The organism is Rhizobium altiplani (assembly GCF_001542405.1).
GTDB classification, from domain to species: Bacteria; Pseudomonadota; Alphaproteobacteria; order Rhizobiales; family Rhizobiaceae; genus Rhizobium; species Rhizobium altiplani.
In genome coordinates, this window is sequence record NZ_LNCD01000037.1 from 1 (window position 1) to 23356 (window position 23356).

At 59.0% G+C, this 23356-nt stretch carries 24 protein-coding genes and 1 pseudogene; 17 read left to right on the top strand and 8 right to left on the bottom strand.

What is annotated here, in order from left to right; all coding sequences use genetic code 11:
• Window positions 1-375 (bottom strand): annotated as a pseudogene (locus AS026_RS07870) (helix-turn-helix domain-containing protein); the annotation flags it as partial.
• Window positions 376-1013: 638 nt separating this feature from the next.
• Between AS026_RS07870 and AS026_RS07875 the strand changes: the two are divergent.
• Window positions 1014-2063, top strand: a complete 1050-nt coding sequence (locus tag AS026_RS07875) for a porin (protein ID WP_062369306.1) — start codon at window positions 1014-1016, stop codon at window positions 2061-2063.
• Window positions 2064-2162: 99 nt separating this feature from the next.
• Here AS026_RS07875 and AS026_RS07880 read toward each other — a convergent pair whose 3' ends face one another.
• Both AS026_RS07880 and AS026_RS07885 read right to left on the bottom strand, forming a co-directional pair.
• Window positions 2163-3050: an alpha/beta fold hydrolase gene (locus AS026_RS07880; RefSeq protein ID WP_062369307.1), complete on the bottom strand. Its 888-nt coding sequence runs from the start codon at window positions 3048-3050 to the stop codon at window positions 2163-2165.
• 63 nt (window positions 3051-3113) lie between these two features.
• Window positions 3114-5186 (bottom strand): lytic transglycosylase domain-containing protein, encoded by a 2073-nt coding sequence (locus AS026_RS07885; RefSeq protein ID WP_062369308.1) that lies wholly within the window; start codon window positions 5184-5186, stop codon window positions 3114-3116.
• A 213-nt stretch (window positions 5187-5399) separates the two neighbouring features.
• Here AS026_RS07885 and dapA point away from each other — a divergent pair, with 213 nt between their 5' ends.
• Complete coding sequence (gene dapA, locus AS026_RS07890) at window positions 5400-6284, top strand: 4-hydroxy-tetrahydrodipicolinate synthase (RefSeq protein WP_062369309.1); 885 nt, start codon at window positions 5400-5402, stop codon at window positions 6282-6284.
• Window positions 6285-6386: 102 nt separating this feature from the next.
• Window positions 6387-6866: an SsrA-binding protein SmpB gene (gene smpB / locus AS026_RS07895; RefSeq protein ID WP_025659866.1), complete on the top strand. Its 480-nt coding sequence runs from the start codon at window positions 6387-6389 to the stop codon at window positions 6864-6866.
• A gap of 32 nt (window positions 6867-6898) precedes the next feature.
• Here smpB and AS026_RS07900 read toward each other — a convergent pair whose 3' ends face one another.
• Entirely contained in the window at window positions 6899-7480 is a 582-nt protein-coding gene (locus AS026_RS07900; RefSeq protein WP_018857436.1) for a LabA-like NYN domain-containing protein, read from the bottom strand.
• A 285-nt stretch (window positions 7481-7765) separates the two neighbouring features.
• Between AS026_RS07900 and rpoZ the strand changes: the two genes are divergently transcribed.
• The 12 genes from rpoZ to AS026_RS07955 all read left to right on the top strand — a co-directional run bounded on the left by rpoZ (window position 7766) and on the right by AS026_RS07955 (window position 17905).
• Window positions 7766-8170 (top strand): DNA-directed RNA polymerase subunit omega, encoded by a 405-nt coding sequence (gene rpoZ, locus AS026_RS07905; protein WP_018857435.1) that lies wholly within the window; start codon window positions 7766-7768, stop codon window positions 8168-8170.
• Between the two features lie 100 nt (window positions 8171-8270).
• Complete coding sequence (locus AS026_RS07910) at window positions 8271-10511, top strand: RelA/SpoT family protein (RefSeq protein WP_018857434.1); 2241 nt, start codon at window positions 8271-8273, stop codon at window positions 10509-10511.
• 182 nt (window positions 10512-10693) lie between these two features.
• Entirely contained in the window at window positions 10694-10843 is a 150-nt protein-coding gene (locus AS026_RS39490) for a DUF3563 domain-containing protein (protein WP_082728477.1), read from the top strand.
• A gap of 141 nt (window positions 10844-10984) precedes the next feature.
• Window positions 10985-11569 carry a DUF2062 domain-containing protein gene (locus tag AS026_RS07915; RefSeq protein ID WP_025659865.1) on the top strand — a complete coding sequence of 195 codons (585 nt, stop codon included), beginning with the start codon at window positions 10985-10987 and terminating at the stop codon, window positions 11567-11569.
• Complete coding sequence (gene acpS / locus AS026_RS07920) at window positions 11566-11970, top strand: holo-ACP synthase (protein ID WP_025659864.1); 405 nt, start codon at window positions 11566-11568, stop codon at window positions 11968-11970. Before AS026_RS07915 ends, acpS begins: the two co-directional genes overlap by 4 nt.
• A gap of 114 nt (window positions 11971-12084) precedes the next feature.
• Entirely contained in the window at window positions 12085-12828 is a 744-nt protein-coding gene (gene lepB, locus AS026_RS07925) for a signal peptidase I (protein ID WP_062369310.1), read from the top strand.
• Window positions 12825-13544, top strand: coding sequence for a ribonuclease III (rnc, locus tag AS026_RS07930; protein WP_025659862.1), 720 nt, complete (start codon window positions 12825-12827; stop codon window positions 13542-13544). The genes lepB and rnc overlap by 4 nt, the downstream gene beginning before the upstream one ends.
• 8 nt (window positions 13545-13552) lie before the next feature.
• Entirely contained in the window at window positions 13553-14491 is a 939-nt protein-coding gene (era, locus tag AS026_RS07935) for a GTPase Era (RefSeq protein ID WP_062369311.1), read from the top strand.
• 133 nt (window positions 14492-14624) lie between these two features.
• Window positions 14625-15377, top strand: coding sequence for a Crp/Fnr family transcriptional regulator (locus AS026_RS07940; protein WP_018857427.1), 753 nt, complete (start codon window positions 14625-14627; stop codon window positions 15375-15377).
• Window positions 15378-15608: 231 nt separating this feature from the next.
• On the top strand, window positions 15609-15971 hold the full coding sequence (locus AS026_RS07945; RefSeq protein ID WP_018857426.1) for a response regulator: 363 nt from the start codon (window positions 15609-15611) through the stop codon (window positions 15969-15971).
• Between the two features lie 67 nt (window positions 15972-16038).
• On the top strand, window positions 16039-16797 hold the full coding sequence (gene recO, locus AS026_RS07950; RefSeq protein ID WP_018857425.1) for a DNA repair protein RecO: 759 nt from the start codon (window positions 16039-16041) through the stop codon (window positions 16795-16797).
• Between the two features lie 106 nt (window positions 16798-16903).
• Complete coding sequence (locus tag AS026_RS07955; protein ID WP_062369312.1) at window positions 16904-17905, top strand: aldo/keto reductase; 1002 nt, start codon at window positions 16904-16906, stop codon at window positions 17903-17905.
• Here the strand turns inward: AS026_RS07955 and AS026_RS07960 are convergent.
• The 3 genes from AS026_RS07960 to AS026_RS07970 all read right to left on the bottom strand — a co-directional run bounded on the left by AS026_RS07960 (window position 17902) and on the right by AS026_RS07970 (window position 21351).
• Window positions 17902-18756: an MOSC domain-containing protein gene (locus AS026_RS07960; RefSeq protein WP_062369313.1), complete on the bottom strand. Its 855-nt coding sequence runs from the start codon at window positions 18754-18756 to the stop codon at window positions 17902-17904. The two genes, AS026_RS07955 and AS026_RS07960, sit on opposite strands and share 4 nt — an antisense overlap.
• Before the next feature lie 9 nt (window positions 18757-18765).
• The gene (locus tag AS026_RS07965) at window positions 18766-19410 is read right to left on the bottom strand and encodes an HD domain-containing protein (RefSeq protein ID WP_062369314.1); all 645 of its coding nucleotides are present in this window, start codon (window positions 19408-19410) and stop codon (window positions 18766-18768) included.
• A gap of 69 nt (window positions 19411-19479) precedes the next feature.
• Window positions 19480-21351, bottom strand: coding sequence for a putative bifunctional diguanylate cyclase/phosphodiesterase (locus AS026_RS07970; RefSeq protein ID WP_062369315.1), 1872 nt, complete (start codon window positions 21349-21351; stop codon window positions 19480-19482).
• Window positions 21352-21805: 454 nt separating this feature from the next.
• Here AS026_RS07970 and AS026_RS07975 point away from each other — a divergent pair, with 454 nt between their 5' ends.
• A complete protein-coding gene (locus tag AS026_RS07975; RefSeq protein WP_018857420.1) occupies window positions 21806-22123 on the top strand; it encodes a hypothetical protein in 318 nt (105 codons plus the stop codon).
• 117 nt (window positions 22124-22240) lie between these two features.
• The gene (locus AS026_RS07980) at window positions 22241-22756 is read left to right on the top strand and encodes a superoxide dismutase family protein (RefSeq protein WP_062369316.1); all 516 of its coding nucleotides are present in this window, start codon (window positions 22241-22243) and stop codon (window positions 22754-22756) included.
• 13 nt (window positions 22757-22769) lie between these two features.
• Here AS026_RS07980 and AS026_RS07985 read toward each other — a convergent pair whose 3' ends face one another.
• Entirely contained in the window at window positions 22770-23345 is a 576-nt protein-coding gene (locus AS026_RS07985; RefSeq protein WP_062369317.1) for a hypothetical protein, read from the bottom strand.
• Window positions 23346-23356 lie beyond the last annotated feature (11 nt).

The window sequence follows — 23356 nt, forward strand, 5'->3', positions numbered from 1 at the left end:
CGGGCCTGGCTCACAAGGCCGTACCGGTCGAGCACCGCATGCACCGTGCTTCTCGCCGGGATGCGCACGTCGCCGGCCAGACGGCGCACCAGAAGCTCGCGGATCTTGCGCGCCCCCCCAGTGCGGCTTCTCCTGTTTGCAACGAACGATCATCGCCTCGACCGGTTCGGGCAACTGGTTGGCATAGCGCACCGGCCGCCGGGACCGGTCCGTCAGGGCCTCCAGCCCGTCCTCCTTGTAGCGATTGAAGATCTTGTAGCCGGTCTTGCGCGAGATCCCGAACGACCGACACACCTCGCTCATACCTTCGCCCTCCAGCAAACGGGCGACAAATCCAAGACGCTCATCCATGACCGAAGTCTCTCTCCACGGCATCCACACCCCCCGACCAAAATCGAAAAATGTAACCCATGTCTCCGGTACGTTCTGTCACCTATCTCTCAGGTCGGGCACATCGCACAATCTGTTTCGACGAATGACCGCTCTTCGAGTGCGTCGTGTTTCGGCGCGCTGTCCACGACCTCCGCGTTTGGCGTCCCGAATCTCGCGTCAGCAGAATCGAACCGAGAATCATCCTTCGTCAGCGAAACTGATTCTGCTGCGATTGAACATGAGGCCGAGGGCAGGCGCCAACACGCTGTCTCTCTCATCTCCTGTAAAAGACGCGAATCCGGCGGGAAACTGGTTCCAATGTGGCACAATCCACAGCCGCGCCCCCCAGCTCAGCGGCGGCAAACTCCCGCAAAATCAGGGGTTTCTTAATAAAGTATAAAGAAACGAGAGGGGCGGACGCCGCATTTGTGACCTTTCAGCAACAGCGTATGCGGAAGGCTGTCGCAAACACCCCAAACGGGCAAGTTGGTGATTGCGTGACAGTCCCGGTCTTGTATTTTCGACCTCGGAAGCAAGGGCGGTTGATCGTCCGACTTCTTGAAACATGGGGATGGGGCAGGGAACGCTGCTCTAACGGCGAAAAACCCAGACCCGATCGAAACTTTGAATTGGAGGTCAATATGAACATCAAGAGCCTTCTTCTCGGCTCCGCTGCTGCTCTCGCAGTAGTTTCCGGTGCTCAGGCTGCTGACGCTATCGTTGCTGCTGAGCCGGAACCGGTTGAATACGTCCGCGTCTGCGACGCTTACGGCACCGGCTACTTCTACATCCCGGGCACGGAAACCTGCCTGAAGATCGAAGGTTACATCCGTTTCCAGGTTGATGTTGGCAAAGATCAGTCTGACCACGGCGTAATCAATGGTCACGAAGGCACGTCCGACTGGGATGCGTTCACCCGTGGTCAGGTTCAGTTCACGGCCAAGAGCGACACCGAATACGGCCCGCTCACCGGCGTGATCGTTCTGCAGCACAATGCTGATGCTGCCAACTCTGTTTACCAGAACTCGATCCTCGACTCGGCTTACATCGACATCGCTGGCTTCCGCGCTGGTCTGTTCTACAGCTGGTGGGATGACGGTCTCTCGGGCGAAACCGACGTTCTCGCAAGCCACGAAACGCTGCACAACTCCATCCGTTATCAGTACGAGTCTGGCGACTTCTACGCCGGTATCTCGGTTGACGAGCTGGAAGACGGCCACTTCAACGACGACGAGAACCCGAACAACGTTGGCGTTGCTCTCGGCCTCGGCGGCAAGGCTGGCGCGTTTACCTACCAGGTTATCGGTGGCTATGACACCGACAACGAAGAAGGTGCGATCCGTGCGATGGGTACGGTTGCCGTTGGTCCGGGCACGCTCGGCCTCGCAGCTGTCTGGGCATCTGGCGGCAACTCCTACTACGACGCTTCCGAGTGGACGATCGCAGCTGAGTATGCCATCCAGGCTACCGACAAGCTGAAGATCACCCCCGGTGCTCAGTACTTCTTCAACTACGGCTTTGAAGAGGACAGCACCACCGACTTCTCCAGCAACGACGCTTGGAAGGTTGGTCTGACGGTTGATTACCAGATCACCGACAACTTCTACGCCAAGGCTTCGGTCCAGTACCTCGATGGCGACGACATCGACGATCAGACGCAGGGCTACTTCCGCCTGCAGCGTGCATTCTAATCTGATTTGACTTCGGTCAATCAGGAGAGCCCGGCTTTCGAGCCGGGCTTTTTTTGTTGTGTTGGGCGATGCAGCAAGGGCGAGTGGCTTGGAGAGCGTTCACGCCTCCGCAATGAACCGCCTGATACGCTGGAGCAGTGGCTGCACATGCAGCAGCGGTGCGTGTCCCTGGCCAGGTGCCTCCAGAATCACGATTGTTGGGCACCGAGCTCTCATCTCGGCAAGCGTCTTGTCGGAGATGAGATCGGAGTTCTCGCCCTTGACGACCATGAGAGGCATCGTGGCGAGCCTGTCGTAATAGTGCCAGAGCTCAGGCAGCGGCTGATCGAAGTCGATCATCTGTAATTGAGCGGCAATGGCCGGATCGAAGTCCGCGATCGGGTTCCCGTCGATATCCCGATAGATGGCCGCAGCCATCTCCTGCCAGTCGCGCTCGTCAAGGGCGGTGAAGGAGGGGCCATGGCAGGCCTTGAGAAATGCGACTGCTTCCGGCCAGTTGCGCGGCGGAGCGGCAGAATTGAGATAGTCGCGGATGCGCTTGAGGCCGCTGGGTTCAATCGTCGGTCCGATGTCGTTCAGAATGACGGCGGCGATCAGATCCGGCCTCACCTCAGCCAGCAGATGAAGGATCAGCCCGCCCCGCGAGGTGCCGATAAAGATGGCGCGCTCAACGGCAAGGTGCTGGCAGGCCGAAATGACATCCCGTGTCTCGACGCCGAGATTGTAGTTCGCCTTGTTGGCATCCCAATCAGACAGGCCTCGCCCGCGATAGTCGAGCGTGATGACGCGTCTCGGCGTCGCTTGATCGGTCGACAGGAGCAGCGCCAGTTGGTGAAAGTCACGCGAGTTCCGCGTCAATCCCGGCAAACAGACGATCGGCAGCCGGTCGGCGATGTCAGGGCCACCGTAGTCTCGCGCATGGAGCCTGAGCCCGTCATCGCTCTGATAGGTTGTCGCTCGAAAACCATCGTCTCTTGCTTCATCCACGCTTCGTCGTCCCCCGTTGCATGGGAACAGATTAGCGAGACCGGCAATAGACGCAAATGGTGATCAGGAGGAGCGGCCGCCCGTCAGGTCGCGAACGATGTCGCTCGGCTGGCCCAACCGTGCCTTGTAGACTTCGTAGTTTTCCATCACCCGTTGAACATAGTTGCGCGTCTCGGGGAAGGGGATGCGCTCAATCCAGTCGACGATGGCGTCGATCGATTGGCCGCGCGGGTCGCCATAGCGGCCGATCCATTCGGGCACCCGCTTGGGACCGGCATTATAGGCAATGAAGGTCATGATGTAGGAGCCGCCAAAGGCGTCGATCTGTTCGCCGAGATAATGCGCCCCAAGGGTAGCGTTATAGCCGGCGTCGGCGGTCAGTCGCTCCTTCGAATAGGCGATGTTGTGACGCTTGGCGACGGCCTTTGCCGTGCCCGGCAATATCTGCAGCAATCCGCGAGCATCGGCTGCCGAAACGGCCGCGGGATTGAAGGCGCTCTCTTGCCGGGCAATCGCGTAGGCGAGGGCCTTCCCGGAGCCGGAGATGTTGGCGTTCGTCGGAATGACGCCGAGTGGGAAGGCCAGCGCCGCGACATCCACGCCGTGGGAGTAAGCAATCTTCCCGATCTGCAGCGACAGATGGTGGTCGCCGGACCGTTCGGCCTGCGCGCTCAGAACCGCAAGTTCTCCAGGGCTTTGCAGTTGCTCGGCGAGCGCGAGGTAGAGGCTATTGGCCCGCCAGCCATGCCCGGCCGCGTCGAGACGAGCGATGGCCTGCACGGCCTCACGCGCCAGATAGCGCTGGCGATCCGCAGCAGTCGGAGACGGGTACGCCACGTTCAGTGTCTTGCGGCCGAGCTTGTCGCTGGCGAGCTGCCCATAGAAGGTGGTCGGATAGCTTGCGGCCTTGGCGTAAAATTCCGAGGCCTTGCCAGGCCCACCCGCCTCGGCGGATCGACCCATCCAGTACCAGGCGCGCGATACGGATATCGGCCCATTGGAGAAATCGAGAATCTTCCGGAAATGGGCCTGTGCCGCCGCAGGATCCTGCAGCCCGCGCAGCGCGTACCAGCCTGCGTGGAATTCGGCCTCGACGATGTCGGTCGGCGTCGTCGCAGCATAATTGGCAACGATTCCGTAGGCCGCCTTGAATTCCCCTTGATCGACGAGGCCGCGGCTCACGATCCGCTGCTCGTTCCACCACTCGCCGGCATTGACCAGTTCATCCCGATTGCGTGGGGCCTGCCGCAGCAACTTGGCGGCTTCCGTATACTTGTCCTGTTTTCGCAGATGCTCGATGCGCGCAAAGAGGTAACCGGCATCGCCTTTCCACTGGCCGTCGACCGCGGCAAGAAGCGCACCGGCGTTGGGTGCCTTGCTCATCACAGCGGCCCATGCCTTGTAGAGGGATTGGGCCTGACCCATGTCGCCAAAGCGCTTGGCCTGCTCAGTGCGATTCCGGTACATCAGGTAGTCCATTCGCGCCTTGTGATCGGCCGAGGTCAGCAAGCCGGAGAACTCAGCCAAAATCTTGTCTTCGGTCGGTTTGTCCAGCATCTCGCCGCGCCAGACCTTGCGAACGGTCTTCGCCGCCTGGCTCTGTTTACCCGTTGCGACAAGCGCACGCGAAAGGATCAACGCGCCCGGCGTGGTCTCCGGCGCGGTCTGGCCGAAGGCCGCCAAGACAGCGGTCGGGTTAGGGTTTTCATCGTAAAGTGCCCGCTCCGAATAAGCCCGCAGCTTTGCGAGCCCGGGCCATCCCTGCAACTCCTGCGCCGCAGCCGCGATCTCTGTCGAGGGAATACCCTTTTGCCCCGAAACCGCAATCGCCCAGGTCAGGATATGCCGGTCAAGCGTCCCACGTCCCATGCCGTCGCGAATGGATAGCGCTTGCAGGGGATTGTTGTCCGAAAGCGCGTCCAGGCCGGATTTCAAATCACTGTTAACGGGTGCAATTGTCTGGCCGCGCGGAATTGAGCCGGTAACGATCGATTCCGGTATTGTCGTCTGGGGGACGAAACCAATCGGCTTCACGTCCGGAACGGGCGCGCTCTCATTCGGAAGCGACGACGCGGCGCTGCTCCACGCGGCGACGGTAAAGCCGAGGGCGGACACGATCAGGACTGCTCTCTTCATGGGACACTCACAACGAAAACACGCCCGACCATTTGGCGGGAGCCATCTTAACGAAAGCTTACTAACGTCAGTAAACTTCGTTCACATTTGCTATCGGAATTTGCCCTAAACCGATCCATGCGCGCTTGTCGCGGCGATTTCACCGCACTATGGTGCCCCACCAATATTCAAGGAATGCGGCCGAAGCGTGGATTTGGCCATGAGGAGTTCTGCATGTTCCAGGGATCCATTCCCGCTCTCGTCACTCCCTTCACCGATGCCGGCCAAGTGGATGAAGCTTCGTTCGCGAACCACGTCGACTGGCAGATCAAGGAAGGCAGCAGCGGTCTCGTTCCGGTTGGGACGACCGGCGAATCTCCGACGCTGTCGCATGCCGAGCATAAGCGGGTCGTGGAACTCTGCATTGAATCCGCAGCCAAGCGCGTGCCTGTCATGGCCGGCGCCGGCTCGAACAACACGCGTGAAGCAATCGAACTTGCTCAGCACGCCGAGAGGGCCGGGGCAGATGCGGTCCTCGTGGTCACGCCCTATTACAACAAGCCCACCCAGAAGGGGCTGGTCGCGCATTTCTCCGCGATCGCCGAGGCAGTGAAGCTGCCGATCTACATCTACAACATCCCGGGTCGCTCCGTTATCGACATGACGCCGGAGACGATGGGCGCGCTTGCCAAGGCGCACTCGAATATCGTCGGCGTCAAGGATGCGACGGGCAAGATCGAGCGCGTGTCCGAGCAGCGTCTTACCTGCGGCAAGGAATTCAAGCAGTTGTCGGGTGAAGATGCGACGGCACTCGGGTTTAATGCCCACGGTGGCGTCGGGTGCATCTCGGTGACCGCCAACGTGGCGCCGCGCCTTTGCGCCGAGTTCCAGGCTGCGACGCTTGCAGGTGACTATGCGAAGGCGCTGGAATATCAGGACCGCTTGATGCCGCTACACAAGGCCATCTTCATGGAGCCCGGCCTCTGCGGAGCGAAGTATGGCTTGTCGAAGCTTGGGCGGATGAGCCGCAACGTGCGTTCGCCGCTGATTTCGACACTGGAACCTGCGACGGAAGCGGCGATTGACGCAGCCATGCGCCATGCCGGCCTGCTGAACTGAGGCAAGCCATTCGGCCCGCCTTCACAGGCGGTCGATGTTCCCCTACATAGGGGAGAAGAGAGAAGGGCGCGGTCGTCGCGCCCTAAGCATTTGGAATGTGTCATGGCCCCCAAAGGCAGCGAGCGCGTGGTCAAGAAGATCGTGGCGGAAAACCGCAAGGCGCGCTTCAACTACGAGATCATCGATACCTACGAAGCTGGACTCGTGCTCAAGGGCACCGAGGTCAAGTCGTTGCGCGAGGGCAAGGCCAATATCGCAGAATCCTATGCCTCGGATGAGGATGGTGAGATCTGGCTGATCAATTCCTATCTGCCGGAATATCTGCAGGCGAACCGTTTCAATCATGAGCCGCGCCGCCGCCGCAAGCTCCTGCTTTCCGGCCGCGAGATCAACCGTCTGCGAGCGGGGATCAATCGCGAAGGCATGACCCTGATACCGCTGAAGATCTATTTCAACGATCGCGGCCGCGCCAAAATGGAACTGGCGCTCGCCAAGGGCAAGAAGCTGCACGACAAGCGCGAATCCGAGAAGGAACGCGATTGGAACCGGCAGAAGAGCCGTCTTCTCAAGGATAACGGCTAGTCAAAGGCATAGCCGGCGGTGAATTGCTGGCTTCAAGCTTCCAGATCGGTTGGCGTTGCCGTTTCGGTTGGCCGCGGTGGTCGCTCTGAAGGATCACGCCCGATTTCGCTCTTCAGCGATAGAAGGTCGATGAAGTGATCTGCCTGGCGACGCAGATCGTCGGCAATCATTGGAGGTTGTGTTGCCATCGTTGAGATGACCGAGACCTTTCGGCCCCGCCGCTGCAGCGCCTCGACGAGCGTCGTGAAATCTCCGTCGCCGGAGAAGATGACGAGATGATCGACGGTTTCCGACTGCTCCATGGCATCTATCGCAAGCTCGATATCCATGTTGCCCTTGATCTTGCGGCGACCCATCGAATCCGTGAATTCCTTTGCCGGCTTCGTCACGACCTTGTAGCCGTTGTAATCCAGCCAGTCGATCAGCGGGCGAATGGAGGAGTATTCCTGGTCCTCGATGAGGGCCGTATAGTAGTAGGCGCGCAGGAGATAGCCACGTTTCTGGAACGCCTTCAACAGCTTGCGGTAGTCGATATCGAAACCCAAACTTTTGGACGCAGCGTAGAGATTGGCGCCATCGATAAAAAGAGCAATTTTTTCGCGTGGATCAAACATCCCGTACCAATCCAATGTGAGCAATCGTCGTGCTTCCGTCAAAAACCCAACAAAACAATGAGTTATGAGGCCGCCTGGAACAAATCGTACTTTATGAACTTTTCATATAAGAAAGATTTAGGGCACGATTCGTGATATTCCAAGCAACTTCTGGTCGAAATCCGCTTTCGTTCCAAAATTCGTCACATTCGCCCGCAGAGGCGTCGTGCAATGAAAACTTGAATTTGCCTGGTTTTAATTGTATCGGGCGTGTTAATCCCGAGATCACGACGTAAAGGACAGGCAATGGCCCGTGTCACCGTAGAAGACTGCATTGATAAAGTTGAGAACCGCTTCGAGCTGGTTCTGCTTGCCAGCCACCGTGCCCGGCTGATTTCCCAGGGCGCCTCGATCACGATCGATCGCGACAACGACAAGAACCCGGTCGTGGCGTTGCGCGAGATCGCGGACGAGATGCTGTCGCCGGACGATCTCAAGGAAGACCTGATCCACTCGCTGCAGAAGCATGTCGAAATCGACGAGCCCGAGCCCGATCCGGCGAGCCTCATCGCAGCCGGCGGCGTCGCTGCGGCCGACAGCGAAGAGCAGGAAGACCTGCCGGAAACGATCACCTTCGACCAGATGTCGGAAGAGGAGCTTTTGGCTGGCATCGAAGGCCTGGTGCCACCGGAAAAGAGCGACGATTACTAATCGTCAACCTTGCACGATTATAGCTTCGGCATATTATCGCATATCATGTGCGCCAATCCGTGATTGGCGCGCTTTTCGTTTGTAATGGAGTGGTTTCGGGATGATGCGGCAGTACGAGCTCGTGGAGCGGGTTCAGAAATATAAGCCCGACGCCAACGAAGCCCTGCTGAACAAAGCCTATGTCTATGCAATGCAAAAGCATGGGCAACAGAAGCGTGCCAGCGGCGATCCCTACATCTCGCATCCGCTGGAAGTCGCCGCCATTCTGACGGACATGCATCTCGATGAGTCGACGATCGCCGTCGCGCTGCTTCACGACACCATTGAGGATACGACAGCCACCCGCGCCGAAATCGATGAGCTCTTTGGCGAGGATATTGGTCGGCTGGTCGAAGGGCTGACGAAGATCAAGAAGCTCGACCTCGTCACCAAGAAGGCGAAACAGGCAGAAAACCTGCGCAAGCTGCTGCTTGCCATCTCCGACGACGTACGCGTGCTGCTCGTCAAGCTGGCAGATCGCCTGCACAACATGCGCACCCTCGACCACATGTCGCCGGAAAAGCGCGCGCGCATTTCCGAGGAGACGATGGACATCTATGCGCCGCTGGCCGGGCGCATGGGTATGCAGGACATGCGCGAGGAGCTGGAAGACCTTTCCTTCCGCCACATCAATCCCGAAGCCTATGAGACCGTCACCAGGCGGCTCGAGGAGCTTTCCAAGCGCAACGAGGGTCTGGTCAAGAAGATCGAGACCGAATTGGGCGATCTGCTGGTTACGAACGGGCTGACGGGCGCCATCGTCAAGGGACGACAGAAAAAGCCTTACTCCGTGTTCCGCAAGATGCAGTCGAAGTCGCTCTCCTTCGAGCAGCTGTCCGACGTCTACGGCTTTCGTATCATCGTTGAAGATATTTCCGCATGCTACCGCGCGCTCGGCATCGTCCACACCCGCTGGCGCGTCGTCCCCGGGCGCTTCAAGGACTATATCTCGACGCCGAAGCAGAACGACTACCGTTCGCTGCACACGACGATCGTCGGCCCATCCAGGCAGCGTATCGAGCTGCAGATCCGTACCAAGCGCATGCACGAGATAGCGGAATTCGGTATTGCCGCCCATACGCTCTACAAGGACGGGGCTTCGACGTCCGACAACGATATCCTCTCGCGCGAGTCCAACGCGTACTCATGGCTACGGCACACGATCGAGGCGCTGGCGGAAGGCGACAGTCCCGAAGAATTCCTGGAGCACACGAAGCTTGAGTTGTTCCAGGACCAGGTCTTCTGCTTCACGCCGAAGGGCAAGCTGATCGCGCTGCCGCGGGGTGCGACGCCGATCGACTTTGCCTATGCCGTTCACACCAATATCGGCGACACGACCGTCGGCGCCAAGATCAACGGGCGCATCATGCCTCTCGTGACACGACTGGCGAATGGCGACGAGGTCGAGATCATTCGCTCCGGCGTGCAGGTGCCGCCTGCTGCCTGGGAAGAGATCGTGGTAACGGGAAAGGCGCGTGCGGCGATCCGCCGGGCCACCCGACTTGCAATCCGCAAACAATATGCCGGTCTCGGCCATCGCATCCTGGAGCGCACCTTCGAGCGAGCAGGCAAGATCTTCTCCCGTGAAGCGATGAAGCCCGCGCTCCATCGCCTTGGCCAGAAGGATGTGGAAGACGCCATCGCTGCGGTCGGTCGCGGTGAAATGTCGTCGCTCGACGTATTGCGCGCCGTCTATCCGGATCATCTCGAAGAACGCGTGACGGCCAAGCCGAGCGGTGACGACGGTTGGTTCAACGTTCGCAGCGCCTCCGGCATGATCTTCAAGATCCCGGGCAAGCCGAAGTCCGGCATCGATGGCGCAGATCTCAGTGCTCTGGAAATGGACACGGTGCCGATCCGCGGCATTTCGAGCAATGTTGATGTGCAGTTTGCGCCGACGGGCGCCGTACCCGGTGACCGCATCGTCGGGATCATGAATACGACGGAAAAAGGCAACGGCATTACGATCTATCCGATCCAGTCACCGACGCTGCAACGTTTCGACGATCAGCCGGACCGCTGGATTGATGTTCGCTGGGATCTCGACGAGGCCAACAAGTCGCGTTTCATGGCGCGCATCATGGTCAATGCGTTGAATGAGCCCGGTACGTTGGCAAAGCTTGCCCAGACCGTTGCCGGCGTCGACGTCAATATTCGGGTGTTCAATACGGTGCGCGTCGCAACCGACTTCACCGAAATGACGCTCGACGTCGAAGTGTGGGACCTTCGGCAGTTGAACCAGCTGCTTGCCCAGCTGAAGGACCTCGAGTGCGTCGCGACGGTTCGCCGGCTTTACGAGTAAGTCGGCAACCGCCACACTTGGCATTTGCACATTTTGTGATCGTTTCATGACGGAAAACGCACTGATATAAGGCTAGGTATGCGTCAATCGCATGGCTGTGCCCTTGTTAGAGCGTTGGTAATTGCTGCTGCGAGCGCCTATCTTCCAGTCATCAGGAAACGAACAGAAGATGAGGCAAAGAAATGTTTAAACCGATCAAGAAAATCGCCCGCGCATTGCGCGCTCCGACCACTGAAGAACGCGAAATGGACTATCTGAACGGCTCGTTTGACCGTATTGATCTTGAGTATCGTCAGCGTCAGGTTGACCGCGGTATGTTTCGCACCCGTTAATATCGGTTCTATACTTGAGGAATGAAAGGGGCGTATTGCATATCGCGCCCCTGGTGAGTGCTCAGTCTGCAGTGATCAAATAATGACTGAGATAGTTTGACGCTCTTGTAACGCTGGTGCGAGTTGCACTACATACGCGCCATGCTGTTCAGACGTCGAAAACCTGCCGGATTTCGTGAAAAGATGCGCGAGTTGTTGTGGCCTCGCAAGGGATTCTTGCGGCCGCTCCGCTATCTCACGATGCGTGTTCTGCGCTTGACGGCGTCGCCGCACGCCGTCGCCATGGGCGTAGCCGCAGGGATCTTCGTGTCCTGGACGCCCTTTATCGGCGTTCATTTTATCATGGCCTTCGTACTCAGCTATCTATTCGCGGGCAATATGGTCGCCGCTGCTCTTGGCTGTGCGGCCTTCGGCAATCCGCTGACCTATCCGTTCATCTGGGGCGCGACCTGGGAGATCGGTCACCTGCTGCTTGCGCGTCAGGATACGATGCAAGGGCATTCGATCGACCTTGGGGCGCTGTTTCATGAGCTGCATTTCAGCGAACTCTGGCAACCGGTGCTCGAACCGATGCTTGTCGGCTCCATCCCGCCGGCGCTCTTGACCTCCGTCATCGTTTATTTCGGAACCTTTTATGCCGTGAAGGGCTTTCAGACGCGCCGCCGCGAACGCCTTATGACGCGTGCCCGCGTGCGGCTGTCCAATCCAGTGCAGGAAACCGTATGATCATCGGTATCGGCAGCGATCTCATTGATATCAGGCGCGTCGAGAAATCCCTCGAACGCTTCGGCGAGCGCTTCACCAATCGCTGCTTCACCGAGATTGAGCGGGCAAAGTCCGATCGGCGCGCCAATCGCGCCGCCTCCTATGCCAAGCGTTTCGCCGCCAAGGAAGCCTGCTCCAAGGCTCTCGGGACGGGCATGGCGCAAGGTGTGTTCTGGAAGGATCTCGGCGTTGTGAACCTGCCGAGCGGCAAGCCGACGATGCGGCTGACGGGCGGCGCGGCCGATGTGCTGAAGTCGCTGCTGCCGGCTGGCCATAAGGCTGCCATTCATTTGACGATAACGGATGATTATCCCATGGCGCAGGCGTTCGTCATCATTGAGGCCCTGCCGGAAGATGTCTGAGCAGCGACGTAGAGTCGCTTTTAACGTTGGCGCCATTGCCGCAATCGGTCGAAGCCGCTAGAGAGAAGCAAACAAGAGTTGCGCCCTGGCGGTGCATTGAAGGAACAAGACTGCGTGTCCGAAAAAGTCGAAACCAAGCCGAACGCCCTATGGGAAAACATCAAGGTCATCGCCCAGGCGCTGATTTTGGCGATGGTTATCCGAACGGTGCTTTTTCAGCCGTTCACCATTCCGTCCGGCTCCATGATGCCGACACTGCTTGTCGGTGACTACATCTTCGTCAACAAGTTTGCCTACGGCTATTCGAGGTTCTCGCTGCCGTTCTCGCCGAACCTCTTCAGCGGTCGCATTTTCGCGAGCGAGCCGAAGCGCGGCGACATTGTTGTCTTCCGGTTCCCGCCGAACCCCGACGTCGATTACATCAAGCGGCTGGTTGGTCTTCCCGGTGATCGCATTCAGGTCAAGGAAGGCGTCCTCTACGTGAACGGCACGGCGGTTCCGAGGGTGCCGAATGGCACGTTCAATTCCGACTACGCGCAGGATCCGGGCCAGGATGTGCCGGTGTATCGCGAGACGCTGGATAACGGCGTCAGCTTTGACACGCTGGATCAGTCCCCGGTTTCGCGTGGCGACAACACCCGCGAGTTTATCGTTCCGGACGGCCATTACTTCATGATGGGCGATAATCGCGATAATTCGCTCGACAGCCGCTTCGACGTTGGCTTTGTGCCTGCGGAAAATCTGGTCGGTCGCGCGAGCGTCATCTTCTTCTCGCTCGGCAACGACACCTCGTTCCGCGAGATCTGGAAGTGGCCGACGAACATGCGGTGGGATCGTCTGTTCAAGGGCGTTGAATGAGCAAGTCACAGACGCTTTCGGCGGCGGATCGAACACGGCTTGAAGCCCTGATCGGTCACGAGTTCGCCGAAAAGGAGCGGCTGGATCGGGCACTGACGCATGCAAGTGCCCGCACGCAGAAGGGCGGCAACTACGAGAGGCTGGAGTTCCTCGGTGACCGAGTCCTCGGCCTCTGCGTTGCCGAACTGCTCTTCCGGACGTTCGGTACGGCGACCGAGGGCGAACTTTCGGTGCGCCTCAATCAGCTCGTCAGTGCCGACACCTGTGCTGAGGTCGCTGATGAACTCGGCCTGCATCTCTTCATCCGCACTGGCGCCGACGTCAAGAAGCTGACCGGCAAGCGTATGATGAACGTGCGAGCCGACGTCGTCGAAAGCCTTATTGCGGCGATCTACCTCGATGGCGGCCTGGAGGTCGCCCGGCGTTTCATCCTGAAGTTCTGGGAAAAGCGGGCAGCGCGCGCCGACGGCGCGCGGCGCGACGCGAAGACCGAATTGCAGGAGTGGTCGCACGCCAAATTCGGCATCACGCCGATCTACCGGGTTGAAGAACGCACCGGACCGGATCATGATCCGCGTTTCACGGTGACGGTAGAGGTCACAGGTGTTAAGCCCGAAACGGGCATCGAACGCTCAAAGCGGGCCGCGGAACAGGTCGCAGCCACGCGAATGCTGGAACGCGAAGGCATTTGGCAGAGGTCCTCTGCCGGAAACTGACGGGACAAATGACGGAAGAACACGATATGGCGGACGACGCCCCTGAAACTGCGGGTGCCACACGGTCAGGCTTTGTCGCGCTGATTGGAGCGACCAACGCCGGCAAGTCCACGCTGGTCAATCGCCTCGTCGGCGCCAAGGTTTCGATTGTCAGCCATAAGGTGCAGACGACGCGTGCCATCGTGCGCGGCATCGCGATCCACAACAATGCGCAGGTCGTGTTCATGGATACGCCCGGCATTTTCAAGCCGCGTCGGCGGCTCGACCGCGCGATGGTGACATCAGCCTGGGGCGGCGCAAAGGATGCTGACCTGATCATGCTGCTGATCGACAGCGAACGTGGTCTGCGCGGCGATGCGGAAGCCATTCTTGAGGGCCTCAAGGAGGTACATCAGCCAAAGATTCTCGTCTTGAACAAGATCGATCGGGTCAAACGCGAAGATCTGCTGGCGCTTGCGGCGGCGGCCAACCAGAAGATCGACTTCACGCATACCTTCATGATCTCGGCCGAGAACGGCTCCGGCTGTAACGACGTCATGGATTATCTGGCAAAGACGCTGCCAGAAGGCCCCTGGTACTATCCCGAAGACCAGATCTCCGACCTTCCGATGCGCCAGCTGGCTGCGGAGATCACCCGCGAGAAGCTGTTCCTGCGTCTGCATCAGGAGCTTCCATATTCGTCGCATGTCGAGACGGAAAAGTGGGAAGAACGCAAGGACGGCTCGGTTCGAATCGAGCAGGTAGTCTACGTCGAACGGGATAGCCAGAAGAAGATCGCGCTCGGTAAGGGTGGCGAAACGATCAAGGCGATTTCGTCGGCGTCCCGACGAGAGCTCTCCGAAATCCTCGAGCAGCCGGTTCATCTCTTCCTGTTCGTGAAGGTTCGTGAAAATTGGGGCGATGACCCCGAGCGCTTCCGCGAAATGGGTCTGGATTTTCCGACGTAAGTTGACGGCTTCTACCGCGTTGTTTCTGCGTTAAAAATTCCCGCGCGGGTGGAACAACCCTTGCCATTTGCGTGTTCTCGTAGGAAGCGCTGCCAATTCCGGCAGCGTCCTTCATTCGAGCACAAGGGCCTGTATGCCGACCGCGCGTCCCACCCACTCGTTCAAAACGCCCTGCGAGCACTGTCCGCTGCGTGCCAACCGGGTCTTCCGGGAGTTCACCGCCGATGAACTCGACTTCGTTTCGAAATTCAAGAGAGGCGAGCTGGCCGCGGATGCTGGTGCCACGATCATAGTCGAGGGAGCGCACAGCGCTCACCTGTTCACCGTCCTTTCCGGCTGGGGTTTTCGCTACAAGACGCTGGAGGACGGACGCCGGCAAATCCTGAACTACGTGATGCCGGGTGATCTGATCGGTCTTCAGGGAACGATCATGGGGGAGATGCAGCACTCCGTCGAGGCATTGTCGCCTGTATCGCTTTGCGTTTTCGAGCGCGACAAGCTGATGACCCTCTACAACAAGCATTCGTCCCTCGCCTTCGACATCACCTGGATTGCTGCCCAGGAAGAACGTATCCTTGACGAACACCTATTGAGCATTGGTCGCCGGACAGCGCTCGAGCGCGCCGCCTATCTCATCGCTTTCCTGTTCGAGCGCGGCAGGCAGCTGAAGCTCTTCAACGGCCACGCATCGATTCCAATCACGCAGCAACACGTTGCGGATACATTGGGACTTTCGATCGTGCATACAAACAAGACATTGAAAAAGCTCGCCAATCGCAACCTCATCCGCTGGCAGGAGCGTGCCTGCGAGGTGCTTGATGGGGAGGGGCTCAAGGCCGCTGCCGGTTGGGAGGGGCTTGGAGAGAGGGGCCGTCCGTTCATATAATAGCTGTAAGCGACATGTCTTATTTAAATGCCTTCTGAGCGGCGCGCCCGTAAGGTCACCCTGCCATCTTTCTTCCTGCCTTGCTTTTTATCGACCCGAAACGAAAAAGCGGCTATGCAAGCTAAGCGGTATATAGTCGTCGCCAATGAGCCATGGGGCGTCAGAGGTTGAAATCCGGGAAATGCAGGTGCCGAGCATCTTAGTTGATACTCAGCGAGGGGCGTATTGGGTATGAAGGCAAACCGTGTTCTTGTCCTCGAGGACAGTCTGATCATCGCGATGGAGGCGGAGGATATTCTCCGCCAGGTGGGCGTGGAAACGATTGGAATCGTCAGCAGCCTTGAACAGGCGATGGAGGCGACCAAGACCGCGACCTTCGACTTCGCGCTGCTGGACGTCAATCTTGGCGAAGTCATGAGCTTTGACTTTGCCCGTCATCTGGCGAACAGCAACATCCCCTTTGGGTTTGTGAGCGGTTATTCCGATACAAAGGACTTCCCCGAAGACCTTCGGAACGTGCCGCTGCTCGTCAAGCCGTTTGGAGAATCGGCGATGCGCGACTTCCTCCAGAAACTGTTCCCAGCCAGCGCCTGAATGCCTTTTTATGACAGGGCAACGGTCTTGCGTTAGGATCGAATCGTAAGTTTAGGGTTCGCTTCCGATGCAGTGGCATGACCGGGCAATCATCTTGGGCGTCAAGCGCCATGGCGAGACCAGCGTCATCGCCGAGGTGATGACGCGCGAGCGCGGACGCCATCTTGGCATGGTCCGCTCTGGTCGGTCTCGTGCCATGCAACCGGTTCTTCAACCCGGCAACGAGGTCGAGGTTACGTGGCGTGCGCGCCTAGACGAGCACCTTGGCGAATTCCGTATAGAGCCATTGACGTTACGGGCCGCGCGGCTGATGGAAACGGCGACTGCCGTCTATGGCGTGCAGGCGATGGGCGCACTGCTGCGCTTGCTGCCGGAGCGCGATCCGCATCCGCATCTCTTCGAAGCGCTCGAAGTCATCCTCGACAATCTCCACAATCCGGCGGATGCCGGTGAGCTCTTCGTCCGTTTCGAGCTTGCCGTTCTGAACGACCTCGGCTTTGGTCTCGATTTGACCGAGTGCGCCGCCACGGGCAGTCGTTCCGACCTTGCTTATGTGTCGCCGAAGTCGGGCAGGGCGGTCAGCCGGACTGCGGGTGCTCCCTGGGCAGACAAGATGTTGCTCCTGCCACCATTCCTGAACAGTGAGGAAAACCGCGCGGCTGATATCGACGGCCTCAGCGCCGCGTTCCGCCTGACGGCATTCTTTCTCCATCGCCATGTCTATGAGCCGCGCGGCGTGGAAGCGGCAGCTGCGCGCGAGGGCTTCGTACAGGCAGCTCTGAAAGCACTCAAGGCGGCCGCACCGCAGGACGAATTGTCCGCCTGACCGGCCGTTTTTCATTGGCGAAAAATATCATTCGGATTAGGCGCTTTACGTGTCTCACGCATCTTCCTATTTCGATCGCATGCAGCCCAGCGATTGGAGGAATGCGATGCTGACCAAACCGGATGCGATGACGACGATAGATCTCTGGAACGATTATGAAATACCCCGGTTGGGTATGGGCTGCTGGGCAATCGGCGGTCCCTTCTATGCCGGCGACACGCCGCTCGGCTGGGGCGAGGTCGATGACGACGAGTCCGTCGCCGCCATTCATCGCGCGATCGAACTCGGCATCCGTTTCTTCGATACGGCTTCGAACTATGGGGCCGGGCATTCAGAGGAAGTTCTCGGGCGTGCGATCGGTAGTCGCAGCGACATTGTCATCGCGACCAAGTTCGGCTTTGCCACCGATCCGGAGACGAAGCAGGCAACCGGCGCCTTCGCCGATGCTGTCTTCATTCGCCGCTCGGCCGAGACGTCGCTGCGCAGGTTGAAACGGGATCGCCTCGATCTGCTTCAATTTCATCTGAACGACTTTCCGCTTGAACAGTCGGACGAGGTTTTCGAAATCCTTGAGACGCTCCGTGACGAGGGGAAGATCGACGCCTTCGGTTGGAGCACGGATTATCCCGATCGTGCCGCGCGACATGCCGGCCGCCCTGGTTTTGTTTCCGTCCAGCACACGATGAACGTCTTCGAGCCGGTACCTGACATGATCTCGGTGATCGAACGGCATGGCCTGATTTCGATCAACCGCGGGCCGCTCGCGATGGGCTTGCTCAGCGGAAAATTCCGCGCCGACACGAAAATCGGTGACAAGGATGTTCGCGGCGCGAGCCTTGACTGGATGGTCTACTTCAAGGACGGCCGGATCGCGCCGGAATTTACAGCGCGATTGGAAGCGGTTCGCGAGTTGCTGAAGTCCGATGGTCGAACTCTCACACAAGGCGCCCTGGCGTGGCTGTGGGCGCGCTCGCCCCGAACCCTGCCGATCCCGGGCTTTCGCACCGTTGCCCAGGTTGAAGAAAACGCCGGCGCGCTGGCCAAAGGCCCGTTATCGCCGGCTATCACGGATGAAATCGATGAGGCACTCGCGCAGCTTCGCGCCTAGCCGCGGTTGCGGACCTTGAAGGCCCAGCCTTCGGGCCTCTCCTCGATGACTTTGGCTGTATCGCCGACCGCAATCCGACCGGTCCCGCGAGGCGTGACATTCCAGCCGAAGAGCGGACCGGGTACACGCCGGTCCGCAGACATCCGAATGCGCCCCATGGCGGGCATCGGACTAGGAACGTCGCGCGATCCGGTCGATTGGTCCTGGGTGGTCATGATGCAACGTGCGCAAGGTTTGACGAGATCGAAACGAATGCCGCCGATCTCAATCGCAGCCCACCGGTCTTCCTGCCAACCTTCCTCGGTATCAAGGATGATATTGGGCCGGAACCGCTCCATGCCCACTTGCCCTTCGCCGTGCGCCTCGAGATCGGCATTCAGTGCCCGCAGGGAGCCTGTCGTGGTGACAAGGATCTGGTAGCCATCGGCGAATGTGACCGGTGTGCCTTCGCCGGCCCATTCCGCACTGGCGGAACGCTTGGCATCCTGATCGAAGAACACCAGTCTCACCTCTCGCCCGAGCCAGGCCGAAAGTTCAGCATTCGCAGCATCATCGGCAACCGCCGCATTGACGATGGACTTCCAGATCGAGACGTCCATCCGTTTTGAGGCCGTTCGAATCTGCGCGTCAATCTTCTTGTCGCCCATGGTGAGATGGAGGCCCGACGGTGCCGCCTGCACGGCGATGCGAGCGAGATCGGGCAACTCCCGCTGGGTGATGAAGTGTCCGTCCCGATCGGTGATCATGGCGCGCCGGTCGCCCGGCAACCCGAATGCATCGATCTCCGAGGACTGCAGCGCGATACCCCGGGCACTTTTGAGCGGATAGATGAAAAGGCCTGTAATACGCATCAAGTGCTCCTAGATTTCGTCCATGAAAGCCGCAAGGAAGTCGCGCAGGCGCTGGTCGCGTGTGGCCGCGAGCGCCCGCCCGGCCTTCGTCTGAAAGCCGTCCGCGAGTTTGAACAATTTTGTCTGGAAGTGGTCAATGACATAGCACCTGTCGTCAAGCTCGCGGTTGCTGCCTGCCGGATCGAACGGATCGTAGAGCGCGGAGGACATTCGGCCGCCAATGTAGAAGCAGCGTCCCGCGCCGACCATGCCGATCGCATCCAGGCGATCGGCATCCTGCAAGATCCTTGCCTCCAGGGTCTCGGGCGTAACATTGGCGGAAAAGCTATGCGCGACAATCGCATGCGCAACAGCGGTGATGTCGTCACTGGCCCAGCCAAGCTTCGCGAGAACGGCCGAGGCCTTCGCTGCTGCCAAAGCGGACGCCTTTGAGCGCATGGGGGAGTTCTTCTCCACGGCGACGCAATCGTGCAGGAGGACGGCAGCCGCAAGGATCCTGGCATCGCCACCCTCGACAGCCTGAATGCGCATGGCGTTCTTGAAAACGCGCAAGACATGCGCCACGTCATGCGAGCCGTCATCGCCTTCCGACGAATGCGGTACGAGCGCGGCGGCAAGCTTTTCAAATGGAGCGAAGGCCTTCGCCTGGAACATGGGATCACCGCGTGGGAAGAGGGTGTCCTTCCATAAACGCAGGAACCACGAGTCGCAACGAAGAGCGTACTAGCTGGCGCGGGCGCTCGGGTGCGCCTGCGGCCAAGCCAACAGGTAAGGTACGTCCACGGCCGGCCGTGGCGGGCTGATATGGTAGCCCTGGATTTCATCGCAGGCTTCGCGCTGGAGCATGGCCAACTGCTCGGCCGTTTCGACGCCTTCCACGGTCACGCGCATGCCGAGCGCATCGCCGAGAAGGATGATGGCACGCATAATCGCAAAGGCTTCTTTGTCTTCGACGATACCGTTGACGAACGACTTGTCGATCTTGATCTTGTCGAAGGGGAACCGTCGGAGATAGCTCAGCGACGAATAGCCGGTGCCGAAGTCGTCCATGCCGATCCGGATGCCGCTCTGCTTGAGCGCGTGCAGTACAGGCAGGGCCTCATCGAGGTTTTCCATCAGCACGCTTTCGGTGATCTCGATTTCTAAACGGTTAGCTGGCAGCCCCGCTTCGGCCAGCGACGCGGCGACATCGCTCGGCAAATCACTGTTCGTAAACTGGATCGCCGATACGTTGACCGCAACCTTGATATCTTCTGGCCAATCCATGGCATCGCGGCAGGCGCGGCGTAGGACCCAGCGTCCGATATCGACCACGAGGCCAACCTCCTCGGCAAGGGGAATGAACTCCATGGGCGGCACCCGTCCGCGCGTTGGGTGGTTCCATCGCAGAAGCGCCTCGAAACCGCAGATCTTCTGTTGGCCGAGGTCATAGAGCGGTTGATAGTGAAGCTCGAACTCCTCGCGTTCGATCGCCTTGCGCAAATCCGCTTCCAGTGTATGCCGTGCTTCGATCTGCGCTTCCATTTTGGCCGTGAAGAAGCGCTCGCCCTTTCCACCGCTGCTCTTGGCATGCGACAGTGCGACGCCGGCGTGTTTCAGCAGGGTGTCCGTTTCAATTCCGTCCTGCGGACTGATTGCGATCCCCATCGACACGCTGAGTTCAACGGCCTTGTCTCCACGAAAGAACGGCTCGGAGAGTTCGCGGCGAATCTGGTCGGCCAGAGCCGTGACGTTCCATGGCTGCTGCCGTCCGGATTGAAGAATCGCGAATTCGTCCGAGCCGAGGCGCGCCAGCACATTACCGCCTGCCGACATGCGGATGCGCTCAGCCACCTGCCGCAGGATCTTGTCACCGGCCGAAACGCCGAGGGTGTTATTGATCGATTTGAAGCGGTCAAGATTAAGGTGCACAAGGGCAATCTGCTCGTCCGGCTTACAGGCGGCCAGCGCGGCGTCGATGCGCTCCCTGAGGCTGATGCGGTTCGGCAGTCCGGTCAGCGGGTCGTGATGAGCGAGATAAGCTATGCGCTCGGCCGCCTTTCGGTCTTCGGTAACGTCCGCATGAATGGAAATGTTGCTGCCATCGGGGAGGACGGTGATGACGCTCTGGATAGTGCGCCCGTCTTCCATGATCCATTCGCGGTGGCGGATGTGTCCACCTTCGGTGGCGGCGCGCAGACGGGAGACCTTTTTCTCGATCCGCTCGGTGCCGCGGATCATCGAGATGAGTGTTTTCAGCGAGGCGCCGGGAGAGGCAGCTTCGGCGCTGAAGCCGAAAACTTGTCGGAAGCGCGTGTTGCAGACGATCAATCGCTGCTCAGTGTCGAAGACACTCAGACCTTGCGGCAGGTTGTCGAGAACGATCCCGAACAGGCGTTGCTGTTCCGCGAGATCTTCTTTCGTGGCAACGAGGCTGCCTTTAAGCGTGGTGTTTTCTTCGCTCAGAAGGTGCGAATGGTCTTCCGCGGCGCGCTTCTTTCCTGCCTGCAGTCGATATGTCTCGACGACAAGATTCATCAGGCGCTCAGCGTTGGCAGAGCCATCCTCATTGAGGGCGGTCGTGCACTGTTGCCGGAAAAGGGCTTCAGCGTCCATTTTCGGCAATCTTTGTTTCGGGAGCGAGGGGAGGGTGAGCGGAGCCCTGTGAGCGTGCTGCCAGCCTGCAGTTTCGACGCGGCGCGCCAGACATGAAAAGACCTTCTGAAACAATCCAAAATTATCGTCTAGGCAATCTCAAATTCGACCGGCCCCTATGCTGACGTGGCGAAGATAATCCATCGGTCGCATTAAAATTCTATTGCAACGCAAACGAATATATTGCTGGCATTATATTTGACTGCTGGTCACGAACTGCCTGGAAATGTGGGCATTTGAGCCCAGACCGCGCGCGGCTGATGCGCTGAAATCACACTTTGTCAATCATGGTTAATGGCGTGTTAACAGCTTATTGACGCAGTGCGCAAATCAGTTTAACGACCGTTTAATCTTAGATTTTTCCATTTCGTATTGCGTACAAACATCACCGAAACAGCGGTGAATGGAGGTTTGTATGAGCCAAGTTTCATCGGTTAGTGATACATCTTATGCGTATCTCGCGACCCTGTCGCGATTGGACACAAATGGCGACGGCGTGCTGAGCCGTGGCGAGCGGGCGGCTGATGACAAGCCGGGCATTCTGAAGCAGTTGGGCTCAGAAGGGAGCAATGCTCAGGACTTTGCACCAAAGCTCTCGGATGGCGTGCTTGCCTTCATGATGGCTGCAAGTGAGACGGGTAGCCGTAATTTCTATCCGCAGTCCCAGCAGAACGCCTCTTACGATCTGTATAAGAGCACATACGGTCAGTATGATCTCGACACTGTCGCCTGATCACGTGGTGCGCTGAATTTGCGAAGCCGGCCTCAGAGCCGGCTTTTTCGTTGCCGCCGTTTTGGGAACTGCTTCGTGCCTCGCACGTTGGGAAACGACGATGCAAAGGAAGCTCCAATGAAAACAATCCTCTCGTTCGCGGCTCTGACGCTCTTGGCCGTTTCCTCCGCTGCGATGGCTCAGGACAAGCAAACGGCCACGGCGGACTTTATCGGGCGTGACGGAAAGGCAAGCGGTCGGGCCACGCTAACGGCGGCGGCAAATGGCGGCGTATTGATCGAAGCCGAAGTGGCTGGGCTGCCTGCCAACAAATGGGTCGCATTCCATGTCCACGAGACCGGCAGTTGCGATGCAGCCGGCCATCACGAGTCAGCCGGAAAGCACTTCAATCCGACCAATGCCGAGCACGGCCTGCTGTCCGCAATGGGACCCCATGCCGGCGACATGCCCAACCAGTATGTTGATCAGGATGGCGTTCTGCGAGCGCAGGTGTTTGACGGCATGGTAACACTCGACGGCAAGACTGATGGCGTCCGCGGCCGAGCGCTGATCGTTCATGCCAATTCTGATGACTATCGCAGCCAACCTGCAGGCGATGCGGGTGAGCGCCTTGCCTGCGGCGTCATCAAGTAGGCAGTCTTTCCGGTCAGTGATAGTAGTATCGCTCCGCATACCACTCGCTTGATGCAACCGGTCTATCCGTCGCGACCCATTGCCCGACGCGACTTGTTTCGAGCAGGTCGGCCGTCGCGTGATCTTCCAGCCCGACGAATATGATATTCGTGTTTTCACGCAGTCTGGGATCGGTGCCGAAACCCGTGCGGCTGTCATCGGCCGAGTAGAGCAGCCGCATCCTGACATAGAAGAACTCGGCCTGGTAATCTGCAGCGCCTTTTTCGCTGAAGGCATGCGCAACGTCGATAACAGACTTCTGAGGCCCGCAATAAGCAGTGATTGCCTCATTCAGGCCGAATGTTGCCCCGTACAGCGCAATCGAACGTATCGGAACCGAGCTGGTGGCGCCGGTGGTCAAATCTATCTGTTGGCCGAGGAAGCGGACTTTGACACCATCCAGATCGCCGCGAAAGAAGTAGGAAAATCGATCACGTGTGAGATAGATCGCTTGCCACCGGAACCACGCATATTCGTCGCGCGCGCTTGTCAGGCTCCTGAGTGTAGCCAAGCATCGCACAAACGTATCGCGATAGTTCTGCAGCGACATCGATCAACCTC